We start from the raw sequence: 14052 nt of genomic DNA, 5'->3' as shown, positions 1-14052 counted from the left end.
CAGCAGGGGCCGTTCTGAACGCTCAGAACGGCCCCTGCTGCTAGCTAGTTGGGAAGGCGGTTGGTTAGTGCGCCAGGTCCTTGCCCTTGGTTTCCGGAATGGTGAAGACGAAGACCGCGGAGACGGCGAGGAGAAGCACGGCGTACACGTTGAACAGCTGCGGCATCTGAACGGTGGTGCCGAGCCACTGCTGGAGGTAGGGCGCGGTTCCGCCGAAAAGAGCCACGCAGATGGAATAAGGCACGCCCACGCCCACGGTGCGGATGCTCGTGGGGAACAGCTCGGCGTAGACGGCGGGGACGATCGCCGCGCTGGCGGCGATGAAGATCAGCATGACGGACATGCTGACGGCGAGCTGCCAGGCAGCGTCCTTCAGCAACCAGGTCATCGGAAAGTGCATGATGCCTGCGCCGACCGCACCGGCCCACAGGACCTTCTTGCGGCCGATCCGGTCGGACAGCTTGCCCCAGAACGGCAGCGCCGCGATGAATACGATGTTGCCGATGACGCCGGCCCACAGGGCCTCGCCGCGGTCAATCTTCAGGGCCGTGGTGGCGTAGCTGGGGGCGACGACACCCCAGATGTAGTAGATCACGGTCAGGCCGACCGTCAGGCCGATCACCTGGAGGGCCTGCTTGCGGTGGCGAACGATCTGCGGCCAGATCGGTGCGCGCTTCTGCGCCGCGGCTTCCCCCTCGAAAACGTCCGTTTCGTGCAGCCGGGACCGCATGATCAGCGCGTAGAGACCCATGGCCGCGCCGATCAGGAACGGAATGCGCCAGCCCCAGGCGTTCATGGCCTCGGTGCTCAGGGCCATGTTAAGCACCGCGCCCAGAAGGGTTCCAAAGAGGATGCCCACAGTGCCGGAGGTGTAGATCAGGGTGGCCCAGAAGCCGCGGTGTTCCTTTGGCGCCATCTCGGACAGGTACGTTTGCGACGACGGCAGCTCACCGCCGTGCGCCAGGCCCTGGATCAGGCGGGCCACGAGCAGAACCAGGGAGGCCAGGGCGCCCACGGCGGCGAAGGTCGGCGCGACGCCGATCAGCAGGCTGCCCAGCGACGCGAGCCCCACGGCCAGCGTCATGGAAGCCTTGCGGCCGATCCGGTCACCGATCCAACCGAACAGGAAGCCGCCGAAGGGACGGGCCACGAAGCCGACGGCGAAAATCGCCAGCGTGGACAGCACCGCGGACGCAGGGTCCGACTTGCTGAAGAGCTGGCTCGCAATGAACGGCGTGAACGTCGCGTAGATGGCCCAGTCGTACCATTCCACGGCGTTGCCGATGCCGGTGCCGATGAGGGTCTTGCGGGTAGAGGTCCGGGTTGCCGGCAGTGTGGACGCGGTGGTTGTCATGGTCTTCTCCAAGGGAGGGCAGGGCGGGAAGGACAGGGCGGGAGGATAGGGCTAGGAAAGGGCCGGGGCGGCGGCAACAGCGGTGGCCGCGTCGGCAGCGGGCGCTGCCGCAAGCGCGGCGAGCCTTGAAACGGCGAGTTCCGCGTAGAGCGCGGCGCCGTCAGCCAGCACGCCGTCGTCGAACGTGGCGTAGGGGGAGTGGTTGAACGGCGAGGCGGCGTGGTCGGCATCCCGGGGGACAGCGCTGAGCCCGATGAACGTGCCGGGGACCTCGGCGAGCACCCTCGAGAAGTCTTCCGAGCCGCTCAGGGGGGTGGCCCAGCGGGAGAGCCGAGAATCGCCGAACAGACCCGCAATGACATTCTCCGCGGTGTGCGTCTCGTCCTCGTCCGTGATGGTGAGCGGATACTCCTGCTGGTAGTCGACGTCGACGTCGAGGCCGTGCGCCGCGGCGATGCCTTTCAGCAGCCGCGGGACGGCGTCCATCATTTTCTGCCGGGATGCCTCGGAGAAGGTCCTGATGGTGGCCTCGATGCGTGCCGTTTCCGGGATGATGTTGCGCTTGGTGCCGGCCTGGAGGACACCGACGGAGAGGACGACGGGATCGAACATGTTGAACTGGCGGGTGACCATGACCTGCAGCGCCGTGACCATTTCCGCCGCCGCCGTCACGGGGTCCTTGGCCGAATGCGGAGCCGAACCGTGCCCGCCGGCGCCGAGCACGGTGACCACCAGGCCGTCGGAGGAGCTCAGCATGACCCCGGGCTTGGTGCAGAACGTGCCGTGCGGTTCGAGGGCGGAGAACACGTGCATGCCGTAGGCGGCGTCCACGCGCCGGCCGGCGGCCTCCAGCACGCCTTCACGGATCATGTGGCTGGCACCGTCGAAACCTTCCTCGCCGGGCTGGAACATCAGGACGACGTCGCCGGCCAGCCGGTGCTGGCGTTCGGCCAGGAGCGTGGCGGCCCCGGCGAGCATGGAAGTGTGGAGGTCGTGGCCGCAGGCGTGCATGGTGCCGTCGATCCTGGACGTGTAGTCCACGCCTGTCTTCTCCTGCACCGGCAGGGCGTCCATGTCCGCGCGCAGGAGCACGGCCGGACGGCCGTCCGCGCCGTTCCCCGGTGCCTGGCCCCGAAGAACCGCCGTAACCGACGTCGTGTCCCGGCCCAGGGTGATCTCGTAGGGGAGCCCGTCCAGGGCCTTCAGCACCTTCTCCTGGGTGCGGGGCAGCGTGAGGCCGATCTCGGGTTCGCGGTGCAGCTCGTGGCGGAACCGGGCAAGGTCCGCCTGCATTTCCCGGGCATCTGCGGTGATCGGCACGTAATCTCCTCATTGGTCGAAATTGCTGGGTTCTCGATGTGGCTGGTTTGGTCGGCAAGGACCTGCGTCTATTCTGAAGTGACATGGTTCACATGCGCGCAAACGTCTGGAAAAATGCACCTATCCCGTCAAGACGCTGGTTTCATGCACGGTGAAGGAGAAGTGATGGAACTCAGTGAGGACGATCTCGCCCTGATCAACGTCCTGCAGGTTGCCCCGCGCTTGAGCTGGGCGGATGCGGCCCAGGTGCTGGGCGTTCACGCCACCACGCTCGCGGCCCGCTGGGAACGGCTGCAAGCTTCGGGCGTTTCCTGGATCACGGCCCACCTGATCGGCGACCCGCACCAGATGTGCCTGGCGTTCGTCGCCGTGGATTGTGAAATGAACCGGCGCGAGGAAGTCACCGCCAGGCTCGCCGAGATGCCGGAGATCGTCACGGTGGAGGAGGCGGCCAGCAACCGGGACCTCATGCTGACCGTCATCACGCCCTCCCTGGACGATTTCAGCACGAAGGTCATTTCGCGGCTGAAGGAAATCGAGGGCCTCCTCAAGTATCAGACCGCTTTGTGCACCAGGCTGCATGCAAGCGGCGGTGCCTGGCGGCTGAACGTGCTGAGCCGCGCACAGCGGGCCGCCGTCGAGGCATTGGCCCGGCCGGAGGCCACGGGGGTCGCTCACGCAGCCGCCCGGGAAGCGTTACCGGAGAGCCATCTGGCGCTGCTGCCATTCCTGGCCAAGGACGGACGGGCCACGGCGGCGGACATCGCCCGCGGGCTCGGCAGGCACCCCGCCACCGTCCAGCGGCAGCTCAACCGGGTGCTCGCCAGCGGGATCCTGTCCTTCCGGTGCGAGGTTGCCCAGAAGTTTTCGGCCTTTCCGGTGACCTGCCAATGGTTCGTCAACGTCCCCGCCGGCCAGCACGAGGCCGCGGCGGCCGAGTTGAAAACCATGCGGAATGTCCGGCTCAGCGCCTCCACCACGGGGCCCACCAACTTCGTGATCATCATGTGGCTGCAGTCCCTCGCGGACGTCATGAGCATCGAAGTGGCACTGCAGCAGAAGGTGCCCGGAATAGTCCTGGTGGAGAGCGTCGTCATGCTGAGCACGGTGAAGCGCGTGGGCTGGATGCTGAACCCAGACTCGCGCGCCAGTGGCGCCGTCGTGGTTCCGGCCCAGGGGCTCGAGGCGGACGGCTGAACAGCCCGGGCTGGCCATGGTGCGCAGTGGCCGCCTGCTGTGGGATGCTTCCCCCTAGGCTTCAACCACGACGACTGATCAGGCTCCGCCCGTGCCCCAGACCGACCCGCCTGCCCGCCCGGAATCCGTCCCGGAACCGGCCGGCATCTTTCACCGCAGCTACCTGCTGGTGACGCTCGGTGCCTGCGCCCTGGTGTTCCTGGCGGCCTTCGAGTCCCTGGCCGTGACCACCATCATGCCGCTGGTCAGCCGGGAGCTGGACGGCGCAAGCCTCTACGCGCTCGCCTTTGCCGGGCCGCTCGCCACCGGGGTGATCGGCATGGTGGCCGCGGGGAACTGGTCCGACCGGCGGGGTCCCGTGGGCCCGCTCCTCGCCGCCGTGGCCATGTTCGTCCTGGGCCTGCTCATCGCCGGAACTGCCGCGACCATGCCGGTCCTGGTGTCCGGACGGCTCGTGCAGGGACTCGGCGGGGGCGCGCTGACAGTGGCCCTGTATGTCGTGATCGCCAGGGTCTACCCGCCGGTCCTGCATGCGAAGATCTTCGCCGCTTTTTCCGCCGCGTGGGTCATTCCCTCGCTCGTGGGCCCATTCGCTGCCGGCATGGTGGCGCAATTGGCCAGCTGGCACTGGGTCTTCCTCGGCGTCGTAGGCCTCGTGGTTCCTGCCCTGCTCATGACCGTCCCGGCGCTTCGCGGACTGCGCGCAACGCCCAAACCAGCCGCCGCATTCCCCGGGACCTCCCCAGAGGGGGCCGCGGACCCGGCTCCCCGTGCGCGTGGGACCGCGGGAGGCGCGGCACCAGAAACCGCCGGCCCCGCCTGGTCGGCGGGCGGTGCGGCCCGGCTGGCGTGGGCCGCGCTGGCCGCCGTCGCGGTGCTGGGGCTGAATCTCTCCGCCCAGGTCCCGGCCGCCGAAGTCCCGTGGGCCAGCGGCGCGTTCGCCGCGGCGGCGGTCGGTCTCGCGCTCCTGGCCGTACGTCCCCTCACGCCGCGCGGAACCTTGACCGCCCGGCGCGGCCTGCCGAGCGTCATCCTCACCCGTGGGCTCGTGGCCGCCGCCTTTTTCGGCGCCGAGGTCTATCTGCCCTACCTGCTCGTGGAACGCTACGCCTTCGCCCCGACGCTCGCCGGCCTGACGCTGACCGGCGGCGCCCTCGCCTGGGCTGCGGCATCGGGCATCCAAGGCCGGCTCGGGCCGCGGCTGGAGCACCCAAGGGCGGTGCGGATCGGCTCGGCGCTGGTGCTCGGCGCCATCGTCTTGGTCCTCGCGACAACCATCTTGGCCTGGCCGGCGGGGGTGGCGATCATGGGCTGGATTTTCGCCGGGGGCGGCATGGGGCTGATGTATCCGCGGCTGAGCGTCATGACCCTGGCCCTGTCCACCAAGGACACCGAGGGCTTCAACAGTTCGGCCATGTCGATCTCCGACTCCCTGGGCGGCGCGCTGGCCCTTGCAGCCACGGCGATCGTCTTCGCCGCTGCAACGACGACGGCGGCCTCGTTTGCGGGGGTGTTCGCGCTGACGGCGGCAATCGGCGTCGCCGCCGTCGCCGTGGCACCGCGCGTCGGCTCTGCGCCGCGCGGCGCTGCTGCCCCGCAGGCCGCGGACCGGACACAGCCCTAGGAACGGCCGCGGCACCGGGCGCGAACGTAAGCGACCGGCCGTAGGCGACCGGCCGAAGGCGCGCAGGAGGGTAGGCGCGCAGGAGGGTAGGCGCGCAGGAGGTAGGCGACAGTCCGCTGGCGCGCAGAAGCCCCGGCCGGAAAACCGGCCGGGGCTCCTCAGGCAAACGTCGCAGGAAGGGAGGGCGTCAGACGCCCGCGCGGACTTCCTCCTGCGAGCGGATGGCCTTCCACTCGACAATCCGCGCCTGCTGCAACGGTGTCTGCCGGTTGAAGTGCCAGGCTGCGCCCAGCAGCAGGAACCACACCGGGGCCACAACGAGTGCCAGGCGGGTGTCATCGGCCTGGGCCAGCGCCACGAGCATGAAGACGAAGAACGCGAGCACCACGTACGGCATGAAGGCGGAGCCGGGCATCTTGAAGGCCGAGGCCGCGTGCAGGGCCGGCCGCCGGCGGCGGAACGCGATGTAGCTGATCAGGATCATGGACCACACAAACATCGTCAGCACGGAGGCCACGGAGGTGACGATCGTGAAGGCGCCGATCACGGAGTCGCCGGCGTACAGCAGGACAAGCCCGGCCAGCAGGAAGATGCAGGAGAACAGCAGTGCGTTCTGCGGGACCTTGCGGACGCTCAGCTTGGCGAACGCCTTCGGTGCGTTCCCGTCCTGGGCGAGGCCGTACACCATGCGGGAGGTGGAGTAGATCCCGGAGTTGGCGCTGGAGGCGGCCGAAGTCAGCACCACGAGGTTGATGACTACTGCGGCGATCCCCAACCCGGCAAGGGTAAACATGCCGATGAACGGGCTGCTGGCCGGATCGATGGTGCGCCACGGGTTGACGGCCATGATGACCACCAGGGCGCCGACGTAGAAGAGCAGGACGCGGACCGGGATGGAGTTGATGGCACGCGGGAGGTTCTTTTCCGGATCCTTGGTCTCGGCGGCGGCGGTGCCGACCAGTTCGATGCCGGCGAAGGCGAAGATGGCGATCTGGAAGCCGAGGATGAAGCCGAACATGCCGTGCGGGAACATGCCGCCGTCGTTCCACATGTTGGCGAGGTTTGCTTCCGCGCCGGAAGGCGACGTGAAGTGTGTGGCGATCATTACCGCGCCCGTGATGATCAGGGCAACGATGGCTACCACCTTGATGATGGCGAACCAGAACTCCGCTTCACCGAAGGCCTTCACGGTGGGCAGGTTCAGCAGCACCAGGACCACGGGCGTAATCAGCGCAGGGATCCACAGCGGGGTTCCGGGAGCGAGCTTGTCCACGTACCCGGCGATGGCGACGATGTCCGCGACTCCGGTGACGACCCAGAAGAACCAGTAGGACCAGCCGGTGAAGAATCCGGCCCAGGGGCCCAGCAGGTCGCCGGCGAAGTCGCTGAAGGACTTGTAGGACAAGTTCGAGAGCAGGATCTCGCCCATGGCCCGCATGACGAAGAACAGCATGAAGCCGATGATCATGTAGACGAAGATGACGGAGGGGCCGGCGAGGGAGATGGTCTTGCCGGAGCCCATGAACAGGCCGGTGCCAATGGCCCCGCCGATGGCGAGCAACTGGATGTGACGGTTGCCGAGGGCGCGGGCCAGATGGGGTTCGCGGTTCCCGGCGCCGGGGTCAGTGCCGGCGGAGACTTCTGAAATGGCCGGAGTGGCCGCGGTGGTGCGTTCAGGCATGAGCTTCTTCCTTGTCACAGGCGGGCGCAACGGTCGGGGGTACCGCGATGCCGTCCGCGTAACCGTCAGGGTGTGACGGAGATAACAGTTTTGCGGGCAGATCCAGATTAGGGCCGGTATTTCACGGCCGCTGATGCCGGGGCAAGCCACGAACTCGGCCTGCCGGTCGGCAAGGTGCCGTCGTGCTCCCGTCAGTCAGGGCGCTCCCGCACGGGGCGGGAACGGGTTCGGGACCCGCGTCCAGCGCGGGCCCTAAGGAAAAGCGACGCCGGCCGGGCCGTCCGGTTGGCCCGCCGACGCCGCGCTTCCGCGAACCTCCCGATCGAGGGGATGTTCGACAACTGTCGAACATCTTAGCCGCAGTTGTCGTCCGCTGTCTTTTGTCACATATTTTCCCTGATGGTGTCGCGGGTGTCGGCTGTGGTTTCGCCGGGCGTATGGGCAGAGTCCAGCCACACTTGGCACTGGTGCCACTGGCGATTTGGAGTGGAGCCGGGAGGAGATGGCCCGCAATGGTGGTTCACTGCCGGCTACCCGGCGGACAGGCGTGTGGCCCGCAGCACCGCGTCGGTGATGGATGCCGCCTCGCCGTCGGGGCCGATGACGCTGCGATGCCGGCTGTCGAGCACCTCAAGGCGCCAGACGGGCTCTTCGATCCGCAGTTCACCGGCCAGGTCCTCGGCCGTGAAGAACTTCTCATGGTTATGGTGCGCCCCCCACGGCGGCAGGCCGTCAGGGTGGTGGCCGACGATCAGCAGGGTGCCGCCGGTGCGCACCGCGGCGGCGGCGAGCTGCAGCGCCTGCTGCCACGGCATCAGGGTGGAATGCAGAAACTGGGCCGTGACCAGGTCGAACTGACGGTCCGGGACCCACGTGGCAAGGTCCTGCTGCACCCACTCGATAGTGGCGGCCTGGCCCTGTTCCGCGGCGTGGGCGGCCGCGCGTTCAAGCGCGACGGCGGAGACGTCCAGGGCTGTCACGGCCCAGCCGCGGGCGGCAAGCCATATGGCGTCCGCGCCTTCGCCGCAGCCGAGGTCCAAAGCCTCGCCGGGAGGCAGCTGCGCCGCCTCCGCGACGAGCTGCGGGTTTGGCTGCCCGCTCCACATTTTGGTGCGGCTGCTGTACTTTTCATCCCACATTTGGGCTGCGCTGCCGGGCTTCGCGGTCTCACCGGCGTCATGATCGCTGGCCGCGTGGTCATGGTCGTGGTCGTGGCTGTGTTGTGTCATGGTTTCCCCTCGTTGCGTTGCTCCGCCGGGTTCGTGACCGCGGCGGTCACGACGGCGGTGACGAATCCGGCCGGCGCGGTCCGCCGTCGGGTCTCGCGGCCGAAGTTCCTGTGCTCCTCGAGGACCAGCCCGAAGGACCCTACAAAGTCGGCCGCGCTTTTCCTGGCCGGCGGCGCGTTGTCGATGCCAAAGGTCAGCGGTTCGCGGACAAACCGGGTCGCGGCCCGGGCGTAGCGCATGTAGGGCGATCGGGAAGTGAGGATTTCCTTGGAGAAATAGTCAAAGGCCACGGCGCTGCCGGGGGCGGCTGCGGCGATCCTGCGCAACGTCGCCTCCACCGAGCCGCGGTCCAGATACATGGTCACAGCTTCCCAGATAAAGAGTGCGGGCCGGGTGGGGTCGAAGCCGGACGCCACGAGCTTCGCCATCCAGTCCTCGATTTCGAAGTCGGCGGGCACGTAGGTGGCCAGTCCGGTCGACAAGCCTGCTTTCCCAAGCATCCTGAGCTTGTAGGCCTGGGTCCGGGGCATGTCGACTTCGAAGCAGCGCACCCTGCACTCCGGCGGCAACCTGAACGCGCGGGTGTCGAATCCGGCCCCGAGCACCACGAACTGGTCGGCGCCGGGGAGGTACCGCCGGACGGCGGCATCGTAGAAGCTGGTCCGGGCCGTCGACTGATGGACCATTGGCGCCGGTCCCTGGTACGGATAGCGGTAGACCCTGGGAACGTAGCCGGTGAGCAGGTTGCCCACGAGTGTGGGTGCGGTTTCCAGTCGGAACGCTGCCATGGACACGTTCGGCATGACCGCCATGAGCCGGGCCGCAGGCTCATCAGGCCTGGTCTCCAGCCGGTGCTGCATGTAGCGCGTGTAGAGGGAGGCAAGGGCCGTGGCCGAGGCGCCCGTACGCCGGCTGTAGGTGAGCAGCCGCGGGACAGCCGCGACATATCCGGCCACCCCCAGGGGCAGCAACGCCAGCTGGATGAGCCGAAATAAGCCAGCGGCGGCTGTTCTCGACATCGTGCCCCCCGTCTCCTCTCGTTGACCCCGCCACCATGGTCCCCCGGGACCCAACGGCGGTCAACGAAGGAAATGCACTGCATTGACCCGGTTGCTCAAGCGGACCGCGCCAGCGCATAGATACATGGAAATCACGCTCTGGAAACCATTCCGAAACCTGCGCCGTGAATGCTAGGCACAAGGCGTTGAACCACGGGGGAAGGCAATGATCATGGACGTTGAAGAGACACGGCACATCCGCAGCTCAAGTGAACTGAACGTGGGGGACCAGGTCGAGGCCTGGCACAACGGCAAGCTCTTTCACCGGGGCACGGTAACCCAGACGGTTGCGGCCATGGATCTGTTCTGGATCCTGGATTCCAGGACCGGAACGCGGCGCCTGATCGACGCCGAGGCGCTCGTCATCCTGCGGGCAGCGGAGCCGGGCACGCCCCGGGCGGCGACCCGCGCGCCCGCCCGCACGCCGTCCCAGTCGCCACACATGCCGCTGTTTCAGGCCCCCAGCCTCTCGGGCTAGGAGTCGTGCCGGCGGGCGCCGAAGGGGCGCTCGAATCGGGGCTGTGTCCCGGGAGATGGTAGAGTGGTCACACTTGATGTGCAGTGATGCCCACTTATATTCGGTCGAGCAGGTTCGGGCGGTCAGCTTTGGCTGACTGATTCGGTCCCTCAACCGGATGACCTGCCGGAATCCTTCGGGAAACCATCCGCGGGAAGTGGGTTTTTTCATGTGAGAGGCACATCCTGCGTCGATGAACGCGTTCCATTTGGTCCCGGCGGCTGCCTGCTGAGGTTTGGCAGCAGCCCGGTTGACCACCTGACTTTTCTTCGGCGAACCCCTGGGCCAACCGGCACCGGGGGCCGATATCCGCATGGATGCCGCCTGAAAGACCTTTGAACTTTATGACTACTTTTGCTGCCCTCGGCACGCCCAAGGCCCTCGCCGACACCCTCACCGCGCAGGGAATTGTTGAGCCGTTCCCCATCCAGGTCAAGACCCTGCCGGACACCCTCGCCGGACGCGACGTCCTGGGCCGCGGCCGCACCGGCTCCGGCAAGACCATCGCCTTCGCCATCCCGCTCGTGGCCCGACTCGCTGAGCGCGAGGCCGGCTACTTCCGCAAGCCCGGCCGCCCCATGGGCCTGGTGCTCGCCCCCACCCGCGAGCTCGCCACCCAGATCAATGCCACGATCGAACCACTGGCCAAGGCCGCGGGCCTGACCACCACGGTCATCTACGGCGGCATCTCGCAGGCCCGTCAGGAAAAGGCGCTGCGCGCCGGCGTCGACATCGTCATCGCCTGCCCGGGCCGCCTGGAGGACCTGATCCGCCAGCGCATCCTGACCCTCGAAGCAGTCGAGATCACCGTCCTGGACGAGGCCGACCACATGGCTGACCTTGGCTTCCTGCCGGTGGTCAAGAAGCTCATGGACATGACCCCCACCCAGGGCCAGCGACTGCTGTTCTCCGCCACCCTGGACAACGGCGTGGACAAGATCGTCCAGCGCTACCTGTCCAACCCGCTGACCCACTCCGTGGACGACCCGCAGGCCGCGGTGACCACCATGGAACACCACGTGCTGGTGGTCAATGACCAGACGGTCAAGAAGCAGCTGATCGTGGAGCTCGCCTCCGGTGCCGGCCGCCGTGTGCTCTTCATGCGCACCAAGCACCATGCCCGGAAGCTGGCCAAGACCCTGACCGACGCCGGCATCCCCGCCGTCGATCTCCACGGCAACCTCTCGCAGAACGCCCGTGACCGCAACCTCGCCGAGTTCTCCTCCGGCGACGTCCGCGTCCTGGTCGCCACCGACGTCGCGGCCCGCGGCGTCCACGTCGACGACGTCGAACTGGTCATCCACGTGGATCCGCCCACGGAGCACAAGGCGTACCTGCACCGCTCAGGCCGTACGGCCCGCGCCGGTTCCGACGGCACCGTGGTCACGCTGACCCTGCCCGAGCAGCAGTCCGACGTCAAGAAGCTGATGAAGGCCGCCGGCGTCGAGGTCAACTTCGAGCGCGTCACCGCCAACTCGCCCCTGGTTGCTGAACTGGTCGGCGAAATGGCCGAGAAAATCGATCCGCGCACCCGTGCTGCACTGCTGGCCGCCAAGGCCGCGCAGCACGGCGGCGGCACCTCGACCGGCGCGAATGCCGAACGCAAGCGTGCCCGCCGCCAGGCCTCACCCACGGCCGGCGGCCGCGGCGGACGCGGCGGACGCGGTCGCGTTTCCGCCGAGGCCCCCCGCACCGATCTACCGCGCGCCGAGCGCCGGGCGGTGGCCTATGAAGGCCAGGCTGCAGCCCGCAACGCCGCGGAGCGCGTCGCGGAGAAGAACCAGGACCGGGCTGACGCCGAGCGCGCCGAGCGCCGGAATGCGCGCGGCCGCGGCCGTGCCACCGCCTACGCGCACCACAACGATGTTCCCGCCGCCGGCGGCCGTGCCGCGGCCGGCCGTGGGTCGGACGGACGCGCCGCCGAGGGGCGCGCCGACGCCAGGGGCGCTTCGGCTCCCCGCAGCGGCGCGGCACGCTCTGGGGCTCCCCGCACCGGCGCACCCCGCACCGGGGGCTCGACCGGCGGCCAGCGCAACGGCCGTCCGGCCACAGGCCAGCGCGCTGCGGCCGGCGCCAAGTCCGGCGGCGGCAAGACCGGAGCAAATGCGCCGGTCTGGTCCTCCAACACCGGCGGCACCTCGGGCGGTTCTTACGCCGGCGGCGGCAACGGCCGCTCCGGCGACGCCCGCCCGGCCCGCAGCGGCCCCCGCCGCGCGTCGGCTCCGGCCTCAAACGAACGCCGCGGCCGCTAAGGCTCCGGTTTTCCGCTACTCAAAGTAGCTGGCGCTACGCAAACGGACGGCCGCTGCGGGGATCCCCGCGGCGGCCGTCCGAAAGCGCGGCGGCTGTCCGAAAACGCCGCGAAAAACCGGAACTCACCAGCCCCGGGCGCGCCACTCGTCCAGGTGCGGGCGCTCGGCGCCCAGCGTGGTGGGCTTGCCGTGGCCCGGATGGACCACGGTGTCATCCGGGTAGACATCGAACAGCCGCTCGCTCACATCGGTGATCAGCCGGGCAAACCGTTCCGGATCCTTCTGGGTGCTGCCCACGCCGCCGGGAAACAGCGAGTCGCCGGAAAAGATGTGGGCCGGGCCGTCCGGGTCCTGGTACACCAGGGCCACCGAACCCGGCGTATGCCCGCGCAAATGGACCGCGGTCACGTCGAAGCCGTCGAAGTTCCCGACGTCCCCGTGATCCAGCAGCACGTCGACCTTCACCGGCAGTTCGGGGGCATCCTCCGTGCCCGCCGCCGTCTTCGCGCCGGTTGCCTCCACCAGTCCCGGGAGCGCACGGACGTGATCCCAGTGCTGGTGGGTGGTGGCGATCAGCGCCAGCTTCGGCGTCGCGTCAGTGTCCGCGGCGGCGTCCGCGAGCAGCGCCTGAATGGCGGCTAGATCATCGGCAGCATCGATGAGCAGTTGCGCGCCGGAGGCCTTTGCCGTCAGCAGGTACACGTTGTTGTCCATCTCGCTGACCGAGATCCTGCGGATGGTGATGTCACGTAGCGAGTGAATAAGTGAGTCCATGGGCTTCAGTCTAGGACCCGCTATTCCCGGCCCTGCGAGACCCAGTTGGGGTCTGCGGAACGGGAACCGACGACGGCGTCCGCGGCGGCGTCGAGCGCCCCGAGCTGCGCAGGCGTCAGGTTGAGGGTCAGGGCGCCGAGGTTCTCATCGATCCGGTCCGCCTTGCGGGTACCGGGGATGGGGACCACCGGCAGCCCGAGCCGGGCGCCCTGGACGAGGAGCCAGGCCAGCGCCACCTGGGCGGGTGTCGCGGGGTTCCCGGCGGCGGTGAGCTCGGCGGCAACGGCCCCCACGGCGGCCACGACCCCCTGGTTGGCCGCTGCGGCATTCTCGGCAAAGCGCGGGATGTTGCGGCGGAAGTCGTTGCTGCCCAGCGTCGAGACGTCCACGGTGCCGGTGAGGAATCCCCGGCCCAGCGGGGAATAGGGCACGAATCCGACGCCCAGGCCGGCCGCGGCAGGAACAACGTTGCGTTCCACGTCCCGGCTCCAGATGGACCACTCGCTCTGGACTGCGGCGATGGGGTGGACGGTGCTGGCCTCGCGCAGCTCCTCCGCCGTCACTTCGGACAGGCCCAGATGCCGCACCTTGCCGGCCTGCACCAGCTCCGCCATGGCCTCCACGGTTTCCACAATCGGAACGCGGAGGTCACGGCGGTGCAGGTAGTACAGGTCAATGGTGTCGGTGCCGAGCCGCTGCAGGCTGCGGTCCACCGCCTGTTTCACATACGCCGCGTCCCCACGGATATCCGTGTAGCCCGCCGACGGGGTCCCCACCAGGCCGAACTTGGTGGCCAGCTGGACCTCGTCCCGCCGCTCGTTGAGCAGCCGCGCGATCAGCTCCTCGTTGCTGCCGCCGCCATAGATGTCCGCCGTGTCCAAAAACGTCACGCCGGCGTCGACAGCGTGGTGCAGGGTCCTCAGGGCCTCGGCCGGGTCCACGTCCCCGTAGACCGGCGTCAGGGCCATGCCGCCGAATCCGAGGGGGCTGACCGTGAGGCCGTCGCCGAGCTGGACTGGTGCTGCCGTCATGTGGGTCTCCATTCG

General features: G+C 68.5%; 11 protein-coding genes. 4 read left to right on the top strand and 7 right to left on the bottom strand.

What is annotated here, in order from left to right; genetic code table 11:
• Positions 1-64: 64 nt before the first annotated feature.
• Both BM372_RS04990 and BM372_RS04985 read right to left on the bottom strand, forming a co-directional pair.
• A complete protein-coding gene (locus tag BM372_RS04990) occupies positions 65-1354 on the bottom strand; it encodes an MFS transporter (RefSeq protein ID WP_090952616.1) in 1290 nt (429 codons plus the stop codon).
• A gap of 51 nt (positions 1355-1405) precedes the next feature.
• Positions 1406-2674: a M20 metallopeptidase family protein gene (locus BM372_RS04985; RefSeq protein ID WP_090952614.1), complete on the bottom strand. Its 1269-nt coding sequence runs from the start codon at positions 2672-2674 to the stop codon at positions 1406-1408.
• 165 nt (positions 2675-2839) lie between these two features.
• Here BM372_RS04985 and BM372_RS04980 point away from each other — a divergent pair, with 165 nt between their 5' ends.
• Both BM372_RS04980 and BM372_RS04975 read left to right on the top strand, forming a co-directional pair.
• Entirely contained in the window at positions 2840-3871 is a 1032-nt protein-coding gene (locus BM372_RS04980) for an Lrp/AsnC family transcriptional regulator (RefSeq protein ID WP_177235878.1), read from the top strand.
• Positions 3872-3962: 91 nt separating this feature from the next.
• Positions 3963-5495 carry an MFS transporter gene (locus tag BM372_RS04975; protein ID WP_090952610.1) on the top strand — a complete coding sequence of 511 codons (1533 nt, stop codon included), beginning with the start codon at positions 3963-3965 and terminating at the stop codon, positions 5493-5495.
• Positions 5496-5682: 187 nt separating this feature from the next.
• Here the strand turns inward: BM372_RS04975 and cycA are convergent, their stop codons facing one another.
• The 3 genes from cycA to BM372_RS04960 all read right to left on the bottom strand — a co-directional run bounded on the left by cycA (position 5683) and on the right by BM372_RS04960 (position 9424).
• On the bottom strand, positions 5683-7176 hold the full coding sequence (gene cycA / locus BM372_RS04970; RefSeq protein ID WP_090952608.1) for a D-serine/D-alanine/glycine transporter: 1494 nt from the start codon (positions 7174-7176) through the stop codon (positions 5683-5685).
• Positions 7177-7706: 530 nt separating this feature from the next.
• Complete coding sequence (locus BM372_RS04965; RefSeq protein ID WP_090952606.1) at positions 7707-8405, bottom strand: SAM-dependent methyltransferase; 699 nt, start codon at positions 8403-8405, stop codon at positions 7707-7709.
• Positions 8402-9424, bottom strand: coding sequence for a class I SAM-dependent methyltransferase (locus BM372_RS04960; RefSeq protein ID WP_090952604.1), 1023 nt, complete (start codon positions 9422-9424; stop codon positions 8402-8404). The genes BM372_RS04965 and BM372_RS04960 overlap by 4 nt, the downstream gene beginning before the upstream one ends.
• 211 nt (positions 9425-9635) lie before the next feature.
• Here BM372_RS04960 and BM372_RS04955 point away from each other — a divergent pair, with 211 nt between their 5' ends.
• Positions 9636-9941 carry a hypothetical protein gene (locus tag BM372_RS04955; RefSeq protein ID WP_256214040.1) on the top strand — a complete coding sequence of 102 codons (306 nt, stop codon included), beginning with the start codon at positions 9636-9638 and terminating at the stop codon, positions 9939-9941.
• 383 nt (positions 9942-10324) lie between these two features.
• Positions 10325-12232, top strand: coding sequence for a DEAD/DEAH box helicase (locus BM372_RS04950; RefSeq protein ID WP_090952600.1), 1908 nt, complete (start codon positions 10325-10327; stop codon positions 12230-12232).
• A gap of 123 nt (positions 12233-12355) precedes the next feature.
• Here BM372_RS04950 and BM372_RS04945 read toward each other — a convergent pair whose 3' ends face one another.
• Together BM372_RS04945 and BM372_RS04940 are read right to left on the bottom strand one after the other, a co-directional pair.
• Positions 12356-13006 carry an MBL fold metallo-hydrolase gene (locus BM372_RS04945; RefSeq protein WP_090952597.1) on the bottom strand — a complete coding sequence of 217 codons (651 nt, stop codon included), beginning with the start codon at positions 13004-13006 and terminating at the stop codon, positions 12356-12358.
• A 20-nt stretch (positions 13007-13026) separates the two neighbouring features.
• Positions 13027-14037, bottom strand: coding sequence for an aldo/keto reductase (locus tag BM372_RS04940; protein ID WP_090952595.1), 1011 nt, complete (start codon positions 14035-14037; stop codon positions 13027-13029).
• Positions 14038-14052: the final 15 nt, after the last annotated feature.

Source organism: Arthrobacter sp. ov118 (assembly GCF_900116495.1).
GTDB lineage: Bacteria > Actinomycetota > Actinomycetes > Actinomycetales > Micrococcaceae > Arthrobacter.
The sequence above is the reverse complement of the archived record's forward strand: the minus strand, read 5'-3'. Positions and strand labels throughout refer to the sequence as shown.

What these genes read in the sequence shown, in the direction of transcription:
- BM372_RS04945 (WP_090952597.1), bottom strand. Translation starts at nt 13,006, where the DNA reads ATGGACTCACTTATTCACTCGCTACGTGACATCACCATCCGCAGGATC.
- BM372_RS04980 (WP_177235878.1), top strand. Translation starts at nt 2,840, where the DNA reads ATGGAACTCAGTGAGGACGATCTCGCCCTGATCAACGTCCTGCAGGTT.
- BM372_RS04955 (WP_256214040.1), top strand. Translation starts at nt 9,636, where the DNA reads ATGGACGTTGAAGAGACACGGCACATCCGCAGCTCAAGTGAACTGAAC.
- BM372_RS04950 (WP_090952600.1), top strand. Translation starts at nt 10,325, where the DNA reads ATGACTACTTTTGCTGCCCTCGGCACGCCCAAGGCCCTCGCCGACACC.
- BM372_RS04990 (WP_090952616.1), bottom strand. Translation starts at nt 1,354, where the DNA reads ATGACAACCACCGCGTCCACACTGCCGGCAACCCGGACCTCTACCCGC.
- BM372_RS04960 (WP_090952604.1), bottom strand. Translation starts at nt 9,424, where the DNA reads ATGTCGAGAACAGCCGCCGCTGGCTTATTTCGGCTCATCCAGCTGGCG.
- BM372_RS04940 (WP_090952595.1), bottom strand. Translation starts at nt 14,037, where the DNA reads ATGACGGCAGCACCAGTCCAGCTCGGCGACGGCCTCACGGTCAGCCCC.
- BM372_RS04965 (WP_090952606.1), bottom strand. Translation starts at nt 8,405, where the DNA reads ATGACACAACACAGCCACGACCACGACCATGACCACGCGGCCAGCGAT.
- cycA (WP_090952608.1), bottom strand. Translation starts at nt 7,176, where the DNA reads ATGCCTGAACGCACCACCGCGGCCACTCCGGCCATTTCAGAAGTCTCC.